The sequence below is a fragment of the Rummeliibacillus pycnus genome (assembly GCF_002884495.1).
Taxonomy (GTDB): domain Bacteria; phylum Bacillota; class Bacilli; order Bacillales_A; family Planococcaceae; genus Rummeliibacillus; species Rummeliibacillus pycnus.
Map to the genome: position 1 here is coordinate 2,792,228 of NZ_KZ614145.1, position 17,419 is coordinate 2,809,646.

Here is a 17,419-nt window from a genome sequence, read left to right on the forward strand (position 1 = left end):
AACTTCCCCTTCCAGCTTCTTTCTTTCATATTCTATCATTGCTTACTTTTCTTACAAAATCATGTGATTATATAAGAGAAAATATACTCTTTTGAATCACTTTTATAAATACATTTCTAGGTAATAAATAGGATTACCTAAAATGAAAAAAAGCTGATCAAGAGTGGGAAACTCCAACTCCTGATCAGTAGTCATTATTGTATTATTTTATTTTTCTTTCTTCCTTTTTCTCTGGCTCTAGATTTTCGCTTTTATCGAATACTTTATATATTCTTTCTAACATTGGTGGATGGGTGTAGCGGAACCATTTTACAAGGAGTGGTGGATTTACTTCGCTTAACCCGGCCTTCGTTAGCTTTTGGAATGAAGTAACAGCTGCCTTATGGTCTCCAGTTAACTCGATTGCATATTGATCAGCTCTTGACTCTTGATATCTTGAAATATAATTCGACAAGGGGCTTGATGCAAATAGCAGAAAAGAGGTAACGAGTAAGAACAATGGCATCGAACGAAGATCGCTTATTTTGCTAATTTTTAATGGTTTTCCATAACGTGAGATAACCAAATTCATCATCTTCGCTGCTAGCCAAAGTCCAACAAATGATAGCAGTATATAACAAGCTATCCCAATATAAATATGCTTTTCTACATAATGCCCCATCTCATGTGCCATGATGAAAAGAATTTCTTTATCGGTTAGTCGATTTAGAGTTGTATCCCATAATACAATTCGTGAATTACTCCCTATCCCTGTAACATAAGCATTCATAGCATTTGTCTTTTCTGCCATATTCACTTCATAGACATGGTCAGAAGGAATATTGGCTTGATCTGCTAATGCTAGAATTTTGGCTTCTAATTCTTTATTTTGTAATGGATAGAAGTCATTATATAAAGGGTCAATCAACACCGGTTGCACAAACATGACGAAAATTGAAAATGGTATCGATAACAGCCAAGCATATAGCCACCATCTCTTAGTACTTTTTTTAATCAGCCAATAGACAACTGACATTACTAAAATAGAAGTGACAAGATTAACGCCAAAATCAATTATGCCATCCTTCATCCAAGAAGGAAAAGTTTGTGTGCTAATCCCATAGTCTTTACTTAAATGATATTTATAATAATCTAATGGCCATAATACAAGATACATGAGAAGTGATAGCCAAAACACATAAATAATGGTTTGAAAAAGCGTTGATTTTGCACGCGATACAGACCATTTTTCAAACAATTTTGAAAGCCCAGCAAGTAAAATAAATAAATAGATTAGCCATTCGAGCGGTGTTGATACAAAAAAGAGGTAGTTCCTAATTTTTGAATATTCCCCACTCAATAATAATTCGTGATGAGACATAAAAACTGCTGGATCAGCAACAGTTCCCTTTAATGCTGCTGGTATTTCACCACTGCCACTTTGAAAAATATAAAAATACATTCCTACAGCATACACTCCAAATAATAATAGAGCTATTATGCCTATTTTCTTTGCCATGTCATCTCCACCTTGTTTAGACTGTCCTATATTTTAGTGTAATCATTTTTAAAAAATATAGAACTAAATTTGTTATAAGGATTAGAATTGAAATTTCACTCTTAATGCTGCACTAATTGTAATTAATCCTTGCTCAATTGGCGTAGCAAAATTCTGACTTGCCATAGCCGCTGTTTTGTACAATACGGGCTCTACAGTATTTTCTTCGATGACCTCAATTGGTTGTGGAGGAACATGTAAATGCATGGTTTCAGCGATTGTATTTGCTTTCATTTGTGCATCTCGCAATGCTAAAGATAAGGCCTGTTGATAGTAGTCATCTACATGATCTATTTTAAATTGAATGCCTGAAACACGATTTGCACCATTCTTTACTGCCGTATCTATAACAGTACCTACTTGGTTAATGTCTCTCACTTTCACAGTTATAGCATTCATTACTTCATATCCTCTAAAAACTTGCTTACCATCAAAATAATCATAAGTTGGTGTAATCGTATAAGCTGCTGTTTGAATATCTTCTCTCGAAATGCCTAATGCTAAAAGTGATTGAATCACACGATTCATAATTGCTGCATTTTCCTGAGATGCCGTACTAACTTCTTTTCCATTTGTGAGTACTTCTATTTGGAGTTGAACATAATTTGGAATAGCAGTGATCTTGCCATTACCTATTACCGTGATAACACGTAATAGACTATTTGCTATTTGATGATTCATAGGATTCCACCTTCCGTATTGTTCATACTGCTTATCCTATGCTTTTCTTATGAAAAACTTGTCATTTGGAATATTTTTATTAACTTGTAAATGAAACATAAAAAAAGTTACGATGAATAGTTCATTTTGCATCGTAACTTTTCTTCTAGATACTTATGCTACTTTATGATCTGCTGGCAACCAAAGTGCAACAATAGAAAAAATAGGTAAAACTGAGATAAAAATCATTGTATCTAAAACACCATAGTGGTCCATTAGCATCCCAATAACAACTGAGCCAATCGCTCCCATGCCAAATGCAAGTCCTACAGTTAAGCCTGCCATAGTACCAACTTTACTTGGCACCAATTCTTGAGCATAAATAACCGTAACAGAAAAGCTTAACATGATGAAAAATCCTATTACAGAAAGAAATACTACAACTAACCACAACGGTATATATGGCAGCATAAGTGCTAATGGCATTGGAACTAAAAACGATAGCAAAATCACATTTTTTCTACCTATTCGATCTGCCATTGGACCACCAAAGAATGTGCCAATAGCGCCAATAGCAAGGAAGATAAAAATCAATAATTGACCTTTTTGGATGGTTAAATGATATTGATCCATTACGTAAAATATATAGAAGTTGGTCATATTCGTAACATAAAATGAACGAATAAAAATAACTGCCATTAATAAACCAATAGCAATTCCTATTTGTTTTTTCGTTAGAGTGGGCAAATTAGAAACTAATACTTTTTTTGTTTTTGTAACATTCTCCTCTTCTAATTGTTTTTTATACCATACAGATATTCGTGATAGTAAAAGGATGCCGATCGCTGCTACGATTAAAAACCATGCAGCGCCAATTTGACCAAATGGTACAAGGACAAACGCACTAATCAGCGGCGCTAATGCTTGTCCAGAATTTCCTCCAACTTGGTAAATAGATTGGGATAATCCACGCTTTGTTCCTGCCGCCATAAAGCTAACTTTAGAACCTTCTGGATGAAATATAGCAGAGCCTAAACCTAAAAAAATAACAGAAAGCAAGATCAACCAATAATTGCCCGCTACAGCAATTCCAGCTAAACCTACAAATGTGCAAGACATTCCGAGTGGTAAAGCATAAGGTTTTGGATTTCGATCACTAAAAAAACCAACAACAGGTTGTAATACAGAGGAAACCATATTTAATACAAATGTAATGAGACCTAATTGTGTAAAAGATAAACCGATTTCTTTTTCTAACACTGGAAACATTGCAGGAACTACAGCTTGCAACGTATCATTAAAAAGATGGCAAATCCCAATTGCAACCATAATAGGATAGATAGGATTTTCTAAAGTAGACCTTGACATTGTTGTTGACACGATGAGTTCACTTCCTTTAAATACCAAAATTCAAGTGATTTCATTATAACAATTTTTTAATATCATTTATCTCATTATATGAGCATATCCTCTTTTTTCTTGTTCATACTAAAAGCGATTTGAAAGAGGAGTGAATTAGAAATGGAGAACTTTTTTGAAGTAAACTTCTGGGAAATGATACTTAGAACAACTCTTTCCTTTATAGTATTACTTTTTTTAGCTCGTCTACTCGGTAAAAAACAATTAAGTCAACTCACCTATTTCCATTATATTACCGGTATTACAATTGGGTCTACAGCAGCTCAAGTAGCTTCAGTGGAAGAAACTCCGTTTATTGATGGCATGATTTCATTAATATGGTGGTCAATTTTAACTATTATCGCAAGTTTAATTGCTTTAAAATCCTCAAAACTTCGCAATATTGTGGATGGTAGCCCAACTGTAATTATTAAAAATGGTGAGCTTTCTGTCCAAGCGTTGAAAACTTCCAAACTTCATATGGATGATTTGCTTATGATGCTCCGTGAGCAATCCGTTTTTTCTATCAAAGATGTTCACTATGCAATTTTAGAAACAAATGGCCAACTAAGTATCTTAAAAAAACCCGCAGAGCAATCGTCTACAAAACAAGATGTTAAAGCTGACGTTTCCATACCACCTCATATTCCGATAGAGATCATTGCGGATGGACATATTGTGTGGAACTCAATGGAGGAAATGAACATAACAGAGGATTCGCTTATGAAAAAGCTTAAGAAAAAAAATATTGAAAATATCGAAGAAGTATTTTATGCACAACTTCAACCTGATGGTTCCTTATATATTTGTACCCGTGAAGAAAATAAAGCAGCACAAAACGACAAAACAAAACAAACTTAGATATTATTTTAATAATTTTTGTACTATTCACGATAATTCCCCAGGAAATATCAATAGCCACTTTTCTCTTATGTCAGGAATACATCAAAAAGGAGTTATACCTTGTAGCTTTGGTATAACTCCTTTTTATCTATTTAAAGTTCATCATATTTACTCATAAATTTGTTGTAATGCATTTTTCATTGGTTCTCGTACATTCACTTTTGAGCGTATTTCTTTTGCTTTTTGTTCTGCTTCTTCTACCGTTTTTGCTTGTCCCAATTCCAGCAATGTAGCCGTAGCGATTGTGCCCGCACGACCACTTCCACTACCACAATGGAAGAAAACTTTTTTACCATCACGATACGCATTCATCACTTCATATACTGCATGCTGAATGGATGGTATAATTTCCGCTTCCTCATCTGCAATCGGTGCATGAATTCGTAAATAATTTACTTCTTCTGGTTCAGCTACTCGTAAATCAATTACTACATCGACATTTTCGTTTGCAATAGCAGATTCAACATCTGCTACACCTCCAAAGAAAATCCGATTCTTAACTAATTCCTGATAGTTTTTATTCATCTCTTAATCCCCCTTCGTTAAGTAATTCTTTTATTTCTTCGTAACATGGCATTGCTGTAATAGCACCTGCTTTTGTTGCTGCATTTGCACCTAAGCGATTAGCAAAATGAACATAATTATAAGCTTCTTCAATTGTTTTAGGCATACCATATAAATGGACTTGACGAAGAATACCTGCCATAAATGCATCTCCTGCACCTGTAGTATCCACACAATCGATCTTAATAGAAGGAACGTGTTTTATTTCTTCATTAAATACTACATAGGCTCCTTTTTCACCAATTGTAATCATGATTAGTGGAATATCAAATTTTTTCAAAGCCGCAATGCCGTCTTCCAAAGTATTTGTTTGCGTTAAGAAAAACATTTCTTCATCTGCCAATTTTAATAGATCTGCATCTTTTAAGAAAGTCGCAATGGTATCATGGCAAATTTGGGCACTTTTCCAACGAAGTGGGCGAATGTTGGCATCCATTGCCACAAGTGCATGATATTTTTTTGCCAAAGCAACTGCAGCTTTTGTTGTTTCTAAAGCTGTCGGATGAAACATCGTATTGGAGCAAAAATTAAAAATAGACGCATGTTTGAAAGCTTCCTCTTGCAGATGTTCTGATTCTACTTGAAGATCCGGTGTTTCATCAATATAATTTGTAAAAATTCGTTCATGTGCTTCCGTTAAATGTACATGGACTCCACTTACTCGTTTTTCAGGAATGATTTTTGCATAGTTCATAATAACGCCTTCATTGTCAAGTTCTTGACGAACAAACTCAGAAGTTTCATCATCTCCTGTTACGGTAATCAGTGCAGCTGGAGCACCGATGCGACTAATCCCTGCAGCCACATTAACAGTTGCACCACCTAAAAACTTAGTAAACGACGTATTTGTAGTATCATTAGCTATAAAATCAACGAATGCATCCCCATAGACGAGAACGAATTCCTTTTTGGTCTCTAACATTTACAAACTCCTTCACACATATCTTCCTTCTATCGTATCATGAAGTCTGACAACACAAAAGTAACTTAAGAAATAATTTAGGTAAAAAATCATAAGATGCAAATAATCATATCCAATTTTGGATAATTACTTTAAATTATGTCTAGTTCAAGCAAATATTTACGTCCTCTGTTATACTATCTTCTGAAGGAGATTGATAACAAATGGATATTACTGTAAGACCTGCACAATTAGCAGACGCACCATTTGTAGCACCATTAATCGTAGATGCTATAGATGAAATTGCAAATCGCCTTACAGGTGAAGATGAGCCAAAAGCTATTCTTCAATCACTTGAAGAGCTATTTAAACGTACCGATAACAGACATTCCTACCTAAATACTTATATTGCAGAAATTAGTGGTGAAGTTGCTGGTATCATGGTTGTCTATGGAGGAGATCAAGCACCAACATTAGATCATAACTTGGAACAATGGTTAGCAGCCAAAGGGGCTTGTGTGCAAAAAATAGAAGTTGAAGCACGACCAGATGAATTCTACATCGATACCATCTGCACAACACCACAATACAGAGGCCACGGCGTTGGTACTACATTATTAAAATACGCAGATAATGTCGCTAAGAAAAAAGGATATCAAAGAGTATCCTTAAGTGTAGAAAAACAAAAAGACCGTGCTCGCCATCTATACGAAAAGATGAACTTTATTTATTCAGAACCTTGGATGATTATTGGTGAAGAATTTGATCATATGGTGAAGAAAATATAATATTGCGCACTTTAACAAAAGACAGGCAATTTGTCTGTCTTTTGTTATCTTTATTTAAAGCAAAAAATGAACAGTAGAAATCGCGTCAAAATTTATCTGGAAATTTTATCTATAACTATTTCTTAATAATAAGTTGGTGAAATTTTTAAGAATTGGTCATTTTTTACCTTTACATATTCAGTTCCGTTAATCTCTCCATTATATACAATTGCTTCAAAATCTAAAATTGCTGAGTCATTCATGACCTCATAGTAACTCCCAAAAGAAATCTTATAAGTACCCGCCTTTAAATCTGTTCCTATTTTATACATACCTGGTTTTTTAACAGATGTGGAAAGTATATGTTTTACTTTTGAAGATGGGATAAAGTAAGCACCTGTCCCATAGTCATCCAGTTTGAAATATTGCCCTTTTGACAAACGGACATATGCTTGATTGTATACAATATCATTTGAAAGAATTGCTTCAAAATTTGATGGTTCTTTTGCAATTTCATAGTAGACGTCCTTACCAAAAATCATGTACTCTCCAGCAGCAATATCATTACCTACTTTATATGTACCTGCATATTTGGCATACGGAATAAGCGTTTTGATCGATTTTACTATTGAATATTTACTATAATATGTTTTCTTTCCTACCTTTTTTATGGCACGAACTTTATAATAATACGTTGTAGAAGATTTCAGTTTACGATCGGTATAGGAAGTGTTTTTCGTTGTAACTATATGTTTATACTTACCCACTTTTGAATTAGCACGATAAATTTGATAAGTAGTTGCTCCCTTTACCTTCTTATAAGAGATTTTAATCTTAGTTGTACTTGTAGCCTTTACTGAAATGTAAGGCTTAGACGGCGCATTTACAGCTGATGCTTCAAACTGATTACCAATAACAAAGAAAATTGAACAAATTAATGTTAGAAATGCTACGATAAATTTTTTCATCTTTACCCACCTTTATTAATAATATGTTCAATTTTAATATAAAAGATAGAAAGTTACTATATTTCACTCATACCGAATCCCCTGGGACATCTCCTCTAGTACTTGTTTATTTAAAATACGGAGAGAACACCGTTTTTTTTCAATAATGCCTCGCTCACATAAATCACGAACCACTCGATTTAAATGTCGATGTGTTGTACCAAGTAAATCAGCAATCTCCCCAATCTTGGTTGTTTGCAATTCTAAGCCAAACTCATTGTCTGGTGTTGTTGTGGACAATAAATAGCTTGCAAAACGATTTTCTACAGATGCAAGTAAATTAACGCGAGACGCAGTTGTACTTGTTTGAAGTTTGTAACTGACATGATTCAATAAATCCTGTAAAAATAGTGGATTGTTCATTTCAAAATTGTATATATAATCACAAGGCAATACGATACATAAGCAATCTGTTACTGCTGTTATTTGTGATTGTACAGGTACATGACGTACCAATTCTATATCACCGATAATAGCAAGTGGATGATTAAAACGTAATAATAGAGATTTCCCTGTTTCAACACTTGAGGTAGCCTTTACTTTTCCTTCAACTAGGTAGAATAATGAGTGAAGTTTTATACCCTCGTGCAGTAAAATTTCTCCTGCTTTATACTTTTGCAGGGAGAACGGTATTGCATCTAGATTGGTGAAAATTTTATGAAACTTATATTCGATTAATTTTTCTTGAAGTAATAACCGATCCTCGATAATCTTCATAAAAACATCTCCCTTTTGGACATATGTCCTTTTTCATTATAATTTGAATTGCTATGATGGTAGAAGTCAAAATATAAAATAACGTTCTATTCTTAGAAAATTTCTATTTATGGTATAATTCTTCTTTAGTCTTTTTATATACAGGAGTGTCAAATATGAACAAAAATTTAATATATCCATTGCTGATTGTTATTGGATCTAGCTCATATGGGATATTATCCACGATTATCAAAGTAGCTATGAATCATGGATTTGAGACGAAGGAAGCTGTTACTAGCCAATATTTTATCGGTTTCTTTCTAGCATTTATCTTATTTATCATTACTCAACGCGCTTTACCGAAATTAACGGGTAAAGGCTTTTTAATAATTATGCTATCTGGGTTATTAACTGGGAATACTGGCATTGTATATGGGCAAGCAGTTCACTATCTACCTGCTTCTCTAGCAGTAGTTATGCTATTCCAATTTACATGGATAGGTCTATTTTTAGATTGCATAATTCGTCGTCGTCGACCAACACGTAGTGAATTAATCTCCCTTGTATTCCTTGTCATCGGTACAATTTTAGCCGCAGGAATTTTAGATGTAGATTTAAGCGGTCTCGATTGGCGTGGATGGGCATTTGGTCTAGCATCAGCACTTAGCTTTGCTTGCTTTATGCAATTCAATTCAAAACCAGTCGAAGGAATATCAAAAATTGGGCGTATGACAATAATGTCATTCTTTGCAATGTTAATTGTCATGGTATTTCAATCACCCGAAATTGTGTTCAATGGAAAGCTATTTGGAACTGAACTTCTTTATTTTGGTCTAGCTCTTGGTTTCTTCGGAATCGTTTTACCTATACTACTATTTACGATATCCGTTCCTAAAGTTGGGGGAGGAATTGCATCTATTTTAAGTGCAATGGAGCTACCAGTTGCCATTATTACTTCCGTTTTAGTACTTCAAGAACACCTAACATTGTTCCAAGTATGCGGGATCATATTAGTGTTAATAGGTATGACTTTACCGACATTTTTACAAAAAAAATTAGTTAAATAACGAGACTTCACAGTTATTTCGCAAACTCCCTAATTCTTTTTGCTACAATGATTTATGCAAAATAGAAGGGAGTTTTTTGATGAAAAAAATGACAATGTTACTAATGGCATTGGCTACAACAGCAACACTTGCAGCATGCAATAGTAATACAAATACAGCAAACGATACAAAAAAAGAAGTAGCACCATTGAAAGCCACTTTAACTGTTCCTGAAACAGCAAAAGTTGGGTATAAAATTGAATTAAAAGTTGATGTAACTCAAGATGGAAAAGCTGTTACAACCGCAAAAGATGTAGCATTTGAAGTTAAAAACAATGATACAAATTCTGATAAAATGATAACTGCTAAAGTACAAGATGATGCGTATGTTGCTTCTTATGATGTCAATGATGCAGGCAAATATAAAATCACTGCTCACATTTCTGCAAAAGACGGTGGACATGCAATGCCAAATGCAGATATGACCGTTTCCAAAGATGCTACCTCTTCACATAATGATCATCAATCTACATCTGAATCAGCTACTGAACAACACCATTATCATAGAGATGTGGCTATCACATACAACCATAAGCATACTGTAGCAAAGGACAAAGCCATTAATCTTAGTGTCACAATAAAACATGATGGAAAAGCCTTAACGGGTGCAGATATACATTATCAGGTTATCCCACAATTCAAAGGTGGACAACCAACTTGGATCACATTAAAAGAAACTTCTAAAGGAACATATGAAGGTAAACATACATTTACACAAGCCGGTAAATATCAACTTAAATTGCATGTTGAAAACAATGAAGGCTTACATGATCACGAAGTGAAAGAATTTATTGTAAAATAATCCCCAAACATTTTCTCTCACAAAAAGCCTGAATGGAATTTATGGTTCCAATCAGGCTTTTCAATGTCTTAAAATCAATTATGTTTCAATTTTTTAGGCCAAAAGCTAAACTTTCCAAGAATCACAATAAGAGCTGGAATAGCAATTGGACGTACAAGAAATGTATCTACAAGTACACCTACTGCTACTGCAAAACCAAATGCACGAAGTTCCATGACTGGTTGTGTAATTAATACAGCGAATGTTGCCGCTAAAATTAAACCCGCTGATGAAATTACTCCACCTGTTTTCCCTACGCCTTCACGTACTGCTTCTTTTATTGGTAAATTCTTTTGTTCTTCACGAATACGTGAGATTAACATAATTGTATAATCGACACCTAAAGCGACTAAGAATACGAAAGTATATAGTGGAATTCGATAACTAATACCTTTATAACCCAATAAATCTTGGAAGAAGAATACACTAAATCCTAGGGCTGCTCCGTATGAAAGTAAAATAGTTGCCATCATATAAATCGGTGCTACTAATGAACGGGTTTGAATGCCAAGCATCACCATAATTAATACCGTCATCAAAATAATAATACGAATTTCATCCCCATGACTTGCCGCCCGGATATCCGCATTTTGAGCAGTTTCACCAGCTATAAGCATTTTCGCATCATTAATATGACTGGCACTTAAAAGTTGATTTGAATCTTCGCGAAGCATTTCGATATCATCAAATGCCTCTTCAGTATACGGATTATTATTTAATACTAGATTGATTTTCGCGATATTTAGATGATCTTTGGCATAAGGATTTCCTTGAATTTCTGCTTTATTTACACTCTTTTGATCATTCAACTCATTTACTAAGGCAGATAATTGTTCGGTCGTTAATTCATCTTTTGCCTTAATAATCACTGTACTTGGTGCTATTTCCCCTGCAGAAAATGCCTTATTTAATACATTATAACCTTGAATAGAAGACATGTCTTTTGGAAATGAATCCAACAGATTAAATGAATAGTTGACATGCCTAACCATTGAAGAAAAGATTACTAAAATAATAAGTATAGGAGCCATCGCAATCCAGGGCTTTTCAGTAACAAATCGACCAAGCTTATGCCAGAAATTTTCTTTTCCAGCACGCTTTTCAGCGCGTTTTCTTGGATTAGATGGCCAGAATGATTTTTCACCCGCAATAGCAAATAATGCTGGCATTAGAGTTAATCCTGCCACAATCATTAAAACAACCGCTACTGCAAATACTGGTGCGAATCCTCGATACGATTCATATACTGCAAAGAACAGCGTTAGCATACTTAAGAATACAGTACCACCACTAAATACAATTGGTTCTTTAACAAAGTTTAGAGCATTTTTCATCGCTTCATTTACATGTAAGCCTTTTTCAAGTTCTTCACGGAAACGCGAAAATAATAATAATGAGTAATCCGTGATAACTGCAAATAACAGAATCATCATAATGGATAATGATTGACTATCAATTGCAAACCAATCTGCTTTTCCCATCAAACCGAGTAAACCATCAACAACAGAATACGCAATACCAGCACCAATAAGCGGAATAAACGCTAACAATGGAGAACGATAAATAGCAATTAATAGTATGAAGATTAATCCAACAGTTCCTAAGATTAAGACAACATCTGCTTTAGAAAACATTTCGTATGTATCTGCTACGATCCCAGCAGGGCCTGTAAAATAAGTTTCTAAATTAGCAGGTTGTTCTTTCGCAACTTGCTTTTTTAAATCATCCATTGTTGTTTTAACAACTTTATTTTCCATTCCTTTTGGGAATAACACTGGTAAAAAGAAGGTTGTTTGATCCTTTGAGAAAAATGATGCACGTGCTTGCTTTGGCATTTTAGAAAGCGGCACAATCGTGAAATCATCATTTACATCTTTCATAACCTTCTCAATATTGGTAATAGCTTGATCGATTACTTGTTCCTTTAATCCTTCCTTATCATGAACGACAACAAACAATGGAACACCTTCAGATGAAGGAAAATACGCTTTTAGTGCTTTTTCAGCTTGAATCGATGCATCCGTTTCAGGAAGACCTGCGTTTTTATTTGGAGATGTCACTTCTTTTGCATGTGGTGCAATGCCCGATAATAGGCCAGCTACAATGAGCCAAGTTAGTAGGATCGCAATCCATCTTTTTTTCTCTCTAAATATTTTCATACACTGTCACTACTTTCTATTAGAGCTAGAATCTATCGTAAATGTTGAAATAATAAATAACCCAAAACTAATTAACAGAATCGATCCACCCAAAATATAAAACAGTAACGCAAAAGTACTGTTAATACCAAATGGCTTTAAGGTGTATAGCCACATACCTACTGTCAACCCGATTGAGCCAATTATTGTTGTCCAGCCATGAAAAGATAATAGTTTAGAGGATTTTATTTTAAATACGCTATAGAAAATTCCCCATGCAAATACAGATAGCCAACCAACTACTAGAATATGTGCATGAATTGGCCGAAATTGATAACTACCTGAGCCAGCCATTTGTGAGCCTAAAAATGCACCGATTAAACCAAAAATTGCTGCTAATCGAATTAACCGCAAACCCCATTTTCTTTCCACAACATTTACCTCCATAGATTCAGACTTTTAATACTATGGTGTAAATATAGCCTGTCAACATGAACTCCATATGAACTCTATATTACAAATTTGGAAGTGAAATGATAAAAGTTGTCCCCTTATTAAGCTCACTTTCTACTTTAATATGCCCTTCATGAAGATGAATAATTTCTTCTACAATAGATAAACCAAGTCCCGTTCCTTCTTTTGAACGCGATTCATCTGCACGATAAAAGCGTTCAAATAACTGTTTTTTCGTCACATCGTTCATACCGATTCCTGTATCTTGTATGATTACATTGACTTCTTTCATTGACGAGGCAAGTGTTACATAAATATCTCCATCAGAGCGATTATATTTAATCGCATTGGTCAATAAATTTTCCCAGACATTTTCTAATAGGCCAGCGTCACCATTGAAAATTGTAGGTTCTAAAGTCATTGAAAGATTAATACCTTCTTCCTCCAGCCACCAACGATATTTTTGTATTGTTATTTTCAACTGCTGATCTAGAGAATACTCTTTTCTCTCTATACGACGCGCTGCTTGGTCAAGTGAAGTTAATAATAATAACTGCTTGGTTAAAGTTGATAATCGGTGTGTTTCATTTTGGATAATGGCTACGTAATTATGACGTTCCTCTTCTGTTAACTCTGATTTTAACAACCCAGCATAACCTTGAATATTTAATAATGGTGACTGAAAATCGTGTGAAACATTACTAATAAATTCTTTCCGCATTAAATCATTTTCCTGTAATTGACCCATCATTGTATTAAAACTTGTTGCCAATTGTCCAATTTCATCTTTCCTCTCAATTTTAAGTGGTGTATCAAATCTTTCACGTGCAATTCGTTTTGTTGCTGCAGTCAGCTCTGTAATCGGTCTAATTAATAACTTTGCAAAAAATAGCATCGCCGCTAGGCTGATAATCCCCATAAAGAGTGTCCATCCACCCATAATCGTATGTACTTCATTAAACAAAAGCTTGATATCTGGTCTTAAAAACATCGCATAATGTTTTTGATGATATTGGAATGGGACCCCTACAGTATTGGATAAATAATTAGCAAAGAATCCTGTTACAAAGGTTTCTCTAGGAAAATCTCGCATACCATGATAAATCTTACCGTTTAATACTTTTTGAACAGTTGAATCAGGTAAATCTCTAACACGATAATTACCACCATAAAATTTATGTATTTTCTCGTCATCTACAAGATAGATTTGATAACCCACATCGCCAATCGTTTTTAAATAATGATCTAAATTGAGATCCTGTACTTCATTAATATGTTTAATAATAGATTGTGCAATTGCAACGTTTTTTGCATCATTTTTTGCCTTCGTTACCTGATGATAATAAGTGTTCATGATAAAAAAACCTGCTATTGAGCTAAAAAGCATAATCATGATTGTGACCCATAAAAATTTACTATAGAGAGATTTCATTGCTATGCACCTCTAACTTATAACCGATTCCACGTACTGTTACGATTTCTACATCTGTTGCAATTTTTGCTAATCGTTGGCGAATTCTTTTTATATGTGTATTTAATGTTTGCTCATCTCCTTCATAATCATATCCCCAGACTTTTCCCATTATATCTGCTCTTTCAAAGACTTGATTTTTGTGTGAAGCAAGTAAAGCAAACACTTCAAATTCTTTTAACGGCATAAGTAGGGTGCTCTGCCCAGCTGATACTTCATAACTTTTTCGATTTATGGTAACAGATCCTACTCGGAGAATCGAGTTGCTCAGTTTATCATAACGACGTAAGATGGCCGCGATTCGGAATAATAACTCTTTTGGTTCAAAAGGCTTCACCATATAATCATCTGAACCAGCAATAAACCCCTTTTCCTTATCATCTAATTCACCTTTTGCAGTTAATAGCAATACAGGCAAATCAAATTCCTCACGTATACGTTTTGTTAGATCATAGCCATTCATTCCCGGCATCATCACATCTACTACTACCAAATCGGGTACCTCAGTTTCTAAAATACCTAACGCTTGAATTGCATTTTCAGCTTTTAGCACTTGATAACCAGCTTGTGTTAAATGAATACGTACTAAATCTAAAATATTCTTATCATCATCTACGATCAAAATTCTTGACACTTTAATCGCTCCATTTCCCATTACTTTTCTCCATTATAACGAAAGAGCTGATGGGGCCACACCCGCATCAACTCTTTTTATGATAATAATGCTATGAATAATATGATAATTAATGGAATAAACACGATCAAATACCCCATTGGCCTAGCAAAATTAATGGTCCAACCAATGCCAAATCGTTTTTCAACAAAAAGAGATGGATCTTCTTTATTAAAATAGAATAATCCGCCTTTCCAGTAACGATCATCATCTATATCGGTAATTCCATCTGAAAAACCTGAGCGTTCACCCATTTCTTCTAAATTACTGACTTTAACAGAGAAAATAATACTTCCTATTAAGATAACCAATATAAACGTTATAAATATAGTGAGCATAATACCTTTCCCAACAATACCATGATGAATAGTTGTTAACTGTAAAAAACTAAATAAGATGGTGATAAGGAAAGCAGTTAAAAACATAAACCAACTAGTATATTTTCGTTTATTTAGTTGTTTATGAGCTGATTTTGGGGGATTAATAGCACTTATCTTTATACCAGAACGCTTAGTTCCTTCTGTTAAAGCAGCAAATAACCCTTGCATAACTAACATCATAAGAGGTAACAAAATTACTGAAAAACGATTCTTTTCTGTAAAAGCATCAGCCTCTCCGCTTGGCCCCCAATGTGTAGGAATCTGCTCAGGTAATAGAGCGTATTGATAGTACGTGTAAATCATTAATAATAACGGGACAAAAGCTAAACTTATAAAATAAGAAAGAGGTAGCATCTCATCTTTCGCACGTAAGGACACATCGACTACCCTTATTTCAGTTAAATGTTTTCCCCATTTTTGTTGTTGCTTCTTTATTTTCAATTTCCAATGAAAATATGCATAGAGTACCATACTTATTATCATTATTAGAAACATTAGTGTTATACCAATTATGATTTGAAAATCTTCATTATGAATTACAACAATTGAACAAATGCTATAACCAAATAGCAAAAGTAACCAAATACTGGCTAAAATGATACTATAGATTTTTTTAGCTTGAATAACTAATTTGTCTTCAATATGTGTCGCAGGTATCGTAACACCAAATACAACGGTCCTTTTTAAAAGATACGGTAAAAATATTTGAATAATTCCTGTAAAACATAACATAACAAATGAAATCCAGAATCCAATCATATCTAGCCCCCTATTGTAATTTTTTTATTATCTTGTCAACCAACTGTTCAAAATCCCCCATCTCTAAACCATAAACGATTCCTTCAGCTATTACAGGTCTTAGCATTTTTTCCATGTAATCTAATTGCTTTGCTTTTGCCTTCTCCATCTCATCAGATGGATTTACAATAGCACCTGATTTTGGCTGAATTGTAATCAGTCCCTTTTTCTCTAATTCATGATAACTCTTATTAACTGTGTGCATATTGACACCTAAATCGGCAGCAAGTAAACGTACAGAAGGTAGTGATTCACCTGGTTTTATAGCTCCAATAGCAATACCTTCGATGATTTGCTGTGTTAATTAAGTATATATAGGAACGTATTATAAGTATGGGATAACCAATTTGAACATTTCAAGTAAAACAAAAGAACGTAATATTATTATATTATACCTTCTTTCCTTATGGATTTAAGAATCTAATTAAGTTTAATAACACCTATAGAACCTTTGTCCCTTGATGAAATTGCATTTTCCATTTCCCGTTTTCTCTCTTCCAAATAGAACTTCTCAATGAAGTTTGCTTACTTATTTCATCAAAGATTTTATATGTTGCTAAAACAATATTTTCAGATAAAGGATATATCTCAAAATTACTTAAACTCATTTTTACTACCCTAAGTCCTTCAGTAGCAATTCCTTGCTCTTTGTATAAAGTTTTCCCTGAACTACCAATTTCAAAAAAACTAGGTGATAAATATTCACTCAACCTTTCCTTAGATTGACGTATTTCAGTTTTTAAGAGATCTTGTTCGAGTTGTTGTAAATGCTCTTTTAAATATGTATGATCCATTTCTTATCTCCTAGCTTTTTTCTTAACTATCAGTTTAGAAACATTATATAATAAGCTAAAAATTCAGACTATAAATTAATCACAAATTCACATTACTACTAAGTAGATTATAGTACTATTAAGAAAATACGAAAAAAGCACAACTGAATCATCAGTTGTGCTTTATGTATGCCTAGCAACGTCCTACTCTCGCAGGGGGACAGCCCCCAACTACCATCGGCGCTAAAGAGCTTAACTTCTGTGTTCGGCATGGGAACAGGTGTGACCTCTTTGCCATCATTACTAGACTATTGAGATTGTTCTCTCAAAACTGGATAAACACTCATTGAAGT

The 17,419-nt window shown here is 34.1% G+C and carries 18 protein-coding genes and 1 rRNA gene; 4 read left to right on the forward strand and 15 right to left on the reverse strand.

Going from position 1 to position 17,419, the window contains the following annotated elements:
* Positions 1-202: 202 nt before the first annotated feature.
* The 3 genes from CEF14_RS13530 to CEF14_RS13540 all read right to left on the reverse strand — a co-directional run bounded on the left by CEF14_RS13530 (position 203) and on the right by CEF14_RS13540 (position 3,565).
* Entirely contained in the window at positions 203-1,498 is a 1,296-nt protein-coding gene (locus CEF14_RS13530) for a M48 family metallopeptidase (protein ID WP_102693336.1), read from the reverse strand.
* Between the two features lie 81 nt (positions 1,499-1,579).
* Positions 1,580-2,218, reverse strand: coding sequence for an SIMPL domain-containing protein (locus CEF14_RS13535; RefSeq protein WP_102693337.1), 639 nt, complete (start codon positions 2,216-2,218; stop codon positions 1,580-1,582).
* Positions 2,219-2,371: 153 nt separating this feature from the next.
* Positions 2,372-3,565 (reverse strand): MFS transporter, encoded by a 1,194-nt coding sequence (locus CEF14_RS13540; protein WP_102694407.1) that lies wholly within the window; start codon positions 3,563-3,565, stop codon positions 2,372-2,374.
* Positions 3,566-3,718: 153 nt separating this feature from the next.
* Here CEF14_RS13540 and CEF14_RS13545 point away from each other — a divergent pair, with 153 nt between their 5' ends.
* Positions 3,719-4,456: a DUF421 domain-containing protein gene (locus CEF14_RS13545; protein WP_102693338.1), complete on the forward strand. Its 738-nt coding sequence runs from the start codon at positions 3,719-3,721 to the stop codon at positions 4,454-4,456.
* Between the two features lie 150 nt (positions 4,457-4,606).
* Here CEF14_RS13545 and CEF14_RS13550 read toward each other — a convergent pair whose 3' ends face one another.
* Together CEF14_RS13550 and CEF14_RS13555 are read right to left on the reverse strand one after the other, a co-directional pair.
* Complete coding sequence (locus CEF14_RS13550) at positions 4,607-5,023, reverse strand: protein-tyrosine phosphatase family protein (RefSeq protein WP_102693339.1); 417 nt, start codon at positions 5,021-5,023, stop codon at positions 4,607-4,609.
* Positions 5,016-5,984 (reverse strand): carbohydrate kinase family protein, encoded by a 969-nt coding sequence (locus CEF14_RS13555; RefSeq protein ID WP_102693340.1) that lies wholly within the window; start codon positions 5,982-5,984, stop codon positions 5,016-5,018. The genes CEF14_RS13550 and CEF14_RS13555 overlap by 8 nt, the downstream gene beginning before the upstream one ends.
* A gap of 203 nt (positions 5,985-6,187) precedes the next feature.
* Here CEF14_RS13555 and CEF14_RS13560 point away from each other — a divergent pair, with 203 nt between their 5' ends.
* Positions 6,188-6,751, forward strand: a complete 564-nt coding sequence (locus CEF14_RS13560; RefSeq protein ID WP_102693341.1) for a GNAT family N-acetyltransferase — start codon at positions 6,188-6,190, stop codon at positions 6,749-6,751.
* 122 nt (positions 6,752-6,873) lie between these two features.
* Here CEF14_RS13560 and CEF14_RS13565 read toward each other — a convergent pair whose 3' ends face one another.
* The gene (locus CEF14_RS13565; protein WP_102693342.1) at positions 6,874-7,698 is read right to left on the reverse strand and encodes a fibronectin type III domain-containing protein; all 825 of its coding nucleotides are present in this window, start codon (positions 7,696-7,698) and stop codon (positions 6,874-6,876) included.
* A gap of 63 nt (positions 7,699-7,761) precedes the next feature.
* Complete coding sequence (locus tag CEF14_RS13570; RefSeq protein WP_102693343.1) at positions 7,762-8,454, reverse strand: Crp/Fnr family transcriptional regulator; 693 nt, start codon at positions 8,452-8,454, stop codon at positions 7,762-7,764.
* A gap of 155 nt (positions 8,455-8,609) precedes the next feature.
* Here CEF14_RS13570 and CEF14_RS13575 point away from each other — a divergent pair, with 155 nt between their 5' ends.
* Both CEF14_RS13575 and CEF14_RS13580 read left to right on the forward strand, forming a co-directional pair.
* Positions 8,610-9,500: an EamA family transporter gene (locus tag CEF14_RS13575; RefSeq protein WP_102693344.1), complete on the forward strand. Its 891-nt coding sequence runs from the start codon at positions 8,610-8,612 to the stop codon at positions 9,498-9,500.
* Between the two features lie 79 nt (positions 9,501-9,579).
* A complete protein-coding gene (locus CEF14_RS13580; RefSeq protein ID WP_102693345.1) occupies positions 9,580-10,341 on the forward strand; it encodes a FixH family protein in 762 nt (253 codons plus the stop codon).
* A 74-nt stretch (positions 10,342-10,415) separates the two neighbouring features.
* Here CEF14_RS13580 and CEF14_RS13585 read toward each other — a convergent pair whose 3' ends face one another.
* The 8 genes from CEF14_RS13585 to rrf all read right to left on the reverse strand — a co-directional run bounded on the left by CEF14_RS13585 (position 10,416) and on the right by rrf (position 17,374).
* Positions 10,416-12,539, reverse strand: a complete 2,124-nt coding sequence (locus CEF14_RS13585; protein WP_102693346.1) for an MMPL family transporter — start codon at positions 12,537-12,539, stop codon at positions 10,416-10,418.
* A 9-nt stretch (positions 12,540-12,548) separates the two neighbouring features.
* On the reverse strand, positions 12,549-12,950 hold the full coding sequence (locus tag CEF14_RS13590; RefSeq protein ID WP_102693347.1) for a hypothetical protein: 402 nt from the start codon (positions 12,948-12,950) through the stop codon (positions 12,549-12,551).
* 82 nt (positions 12,951-13,032) lie between these two features.
* A complete protein-coding gene (locus tag CEF14_RS13595; RefSeq protein WP_322788392.1) occupies positions 13,033-14,325 on the reverse strand; it encodes a HAMP domain-containing sensor histidine kinase in 1,293 nt (430 codons plus the stop codon).
* A 61-nt stretch (positions 14,326-14,386) separates the two neighbouring features.
* Positions 14,387-15,076 (reverse strand): response regulator transcription factor, encoded by a 690-nt coding sequence (locus CEF14_RS13600; protein WP_245890170.1) that lies wholly within the window; start codon positions 15,074-15,076, stop codon positions 14,387-14,389.
* Positions 15,077-15,153: 77 nt separating this feature from the next.
* On the reverse strand, positions 15,154-16,254 hold the full coding sequence (locus CEF14_RS13605) for a DUF1648 domain-containing protein (RefSeq protein ID WP_102693350.1): 1,101 nt from the start codon (positions 16,252-16,254) through the stop codon (positions 15,154-15,156).
* Between the two features lie 10 nt (positions 16,255-16,264).
* Complete coding sequence (locus CEF14_RS13610) at positions 16,265-16,585, reverse strand: GntR family transcriptional regulator (RefSeq protein WP_245890270.1); 321 nt, start codon at positions 16,583-16,585, stop codon at positions 16,265-16,267.
* Positions 16,586-16,733: 148 nt separating this feature from the next.
* Positions 16,734-17,087, reverse strand: a complete 354-nt coding sequence (locus CEF14_RS13615; RefSeq protein WP_102693351.1) for a nuclear transport factor 2 family protein — start codon at positions 17,085-17,087, stop codon at positions 16,734-16,736.
* Between the two features lie 170 nt (positions 17,088-17,257).
* Positions 17,258-17,374 (reverse strand): 5S ribosomal RNA (rrf, locus tag CEF14_RS13620).
* Positions 17,375-17,419: the final 45 nt, after the last annotated feature.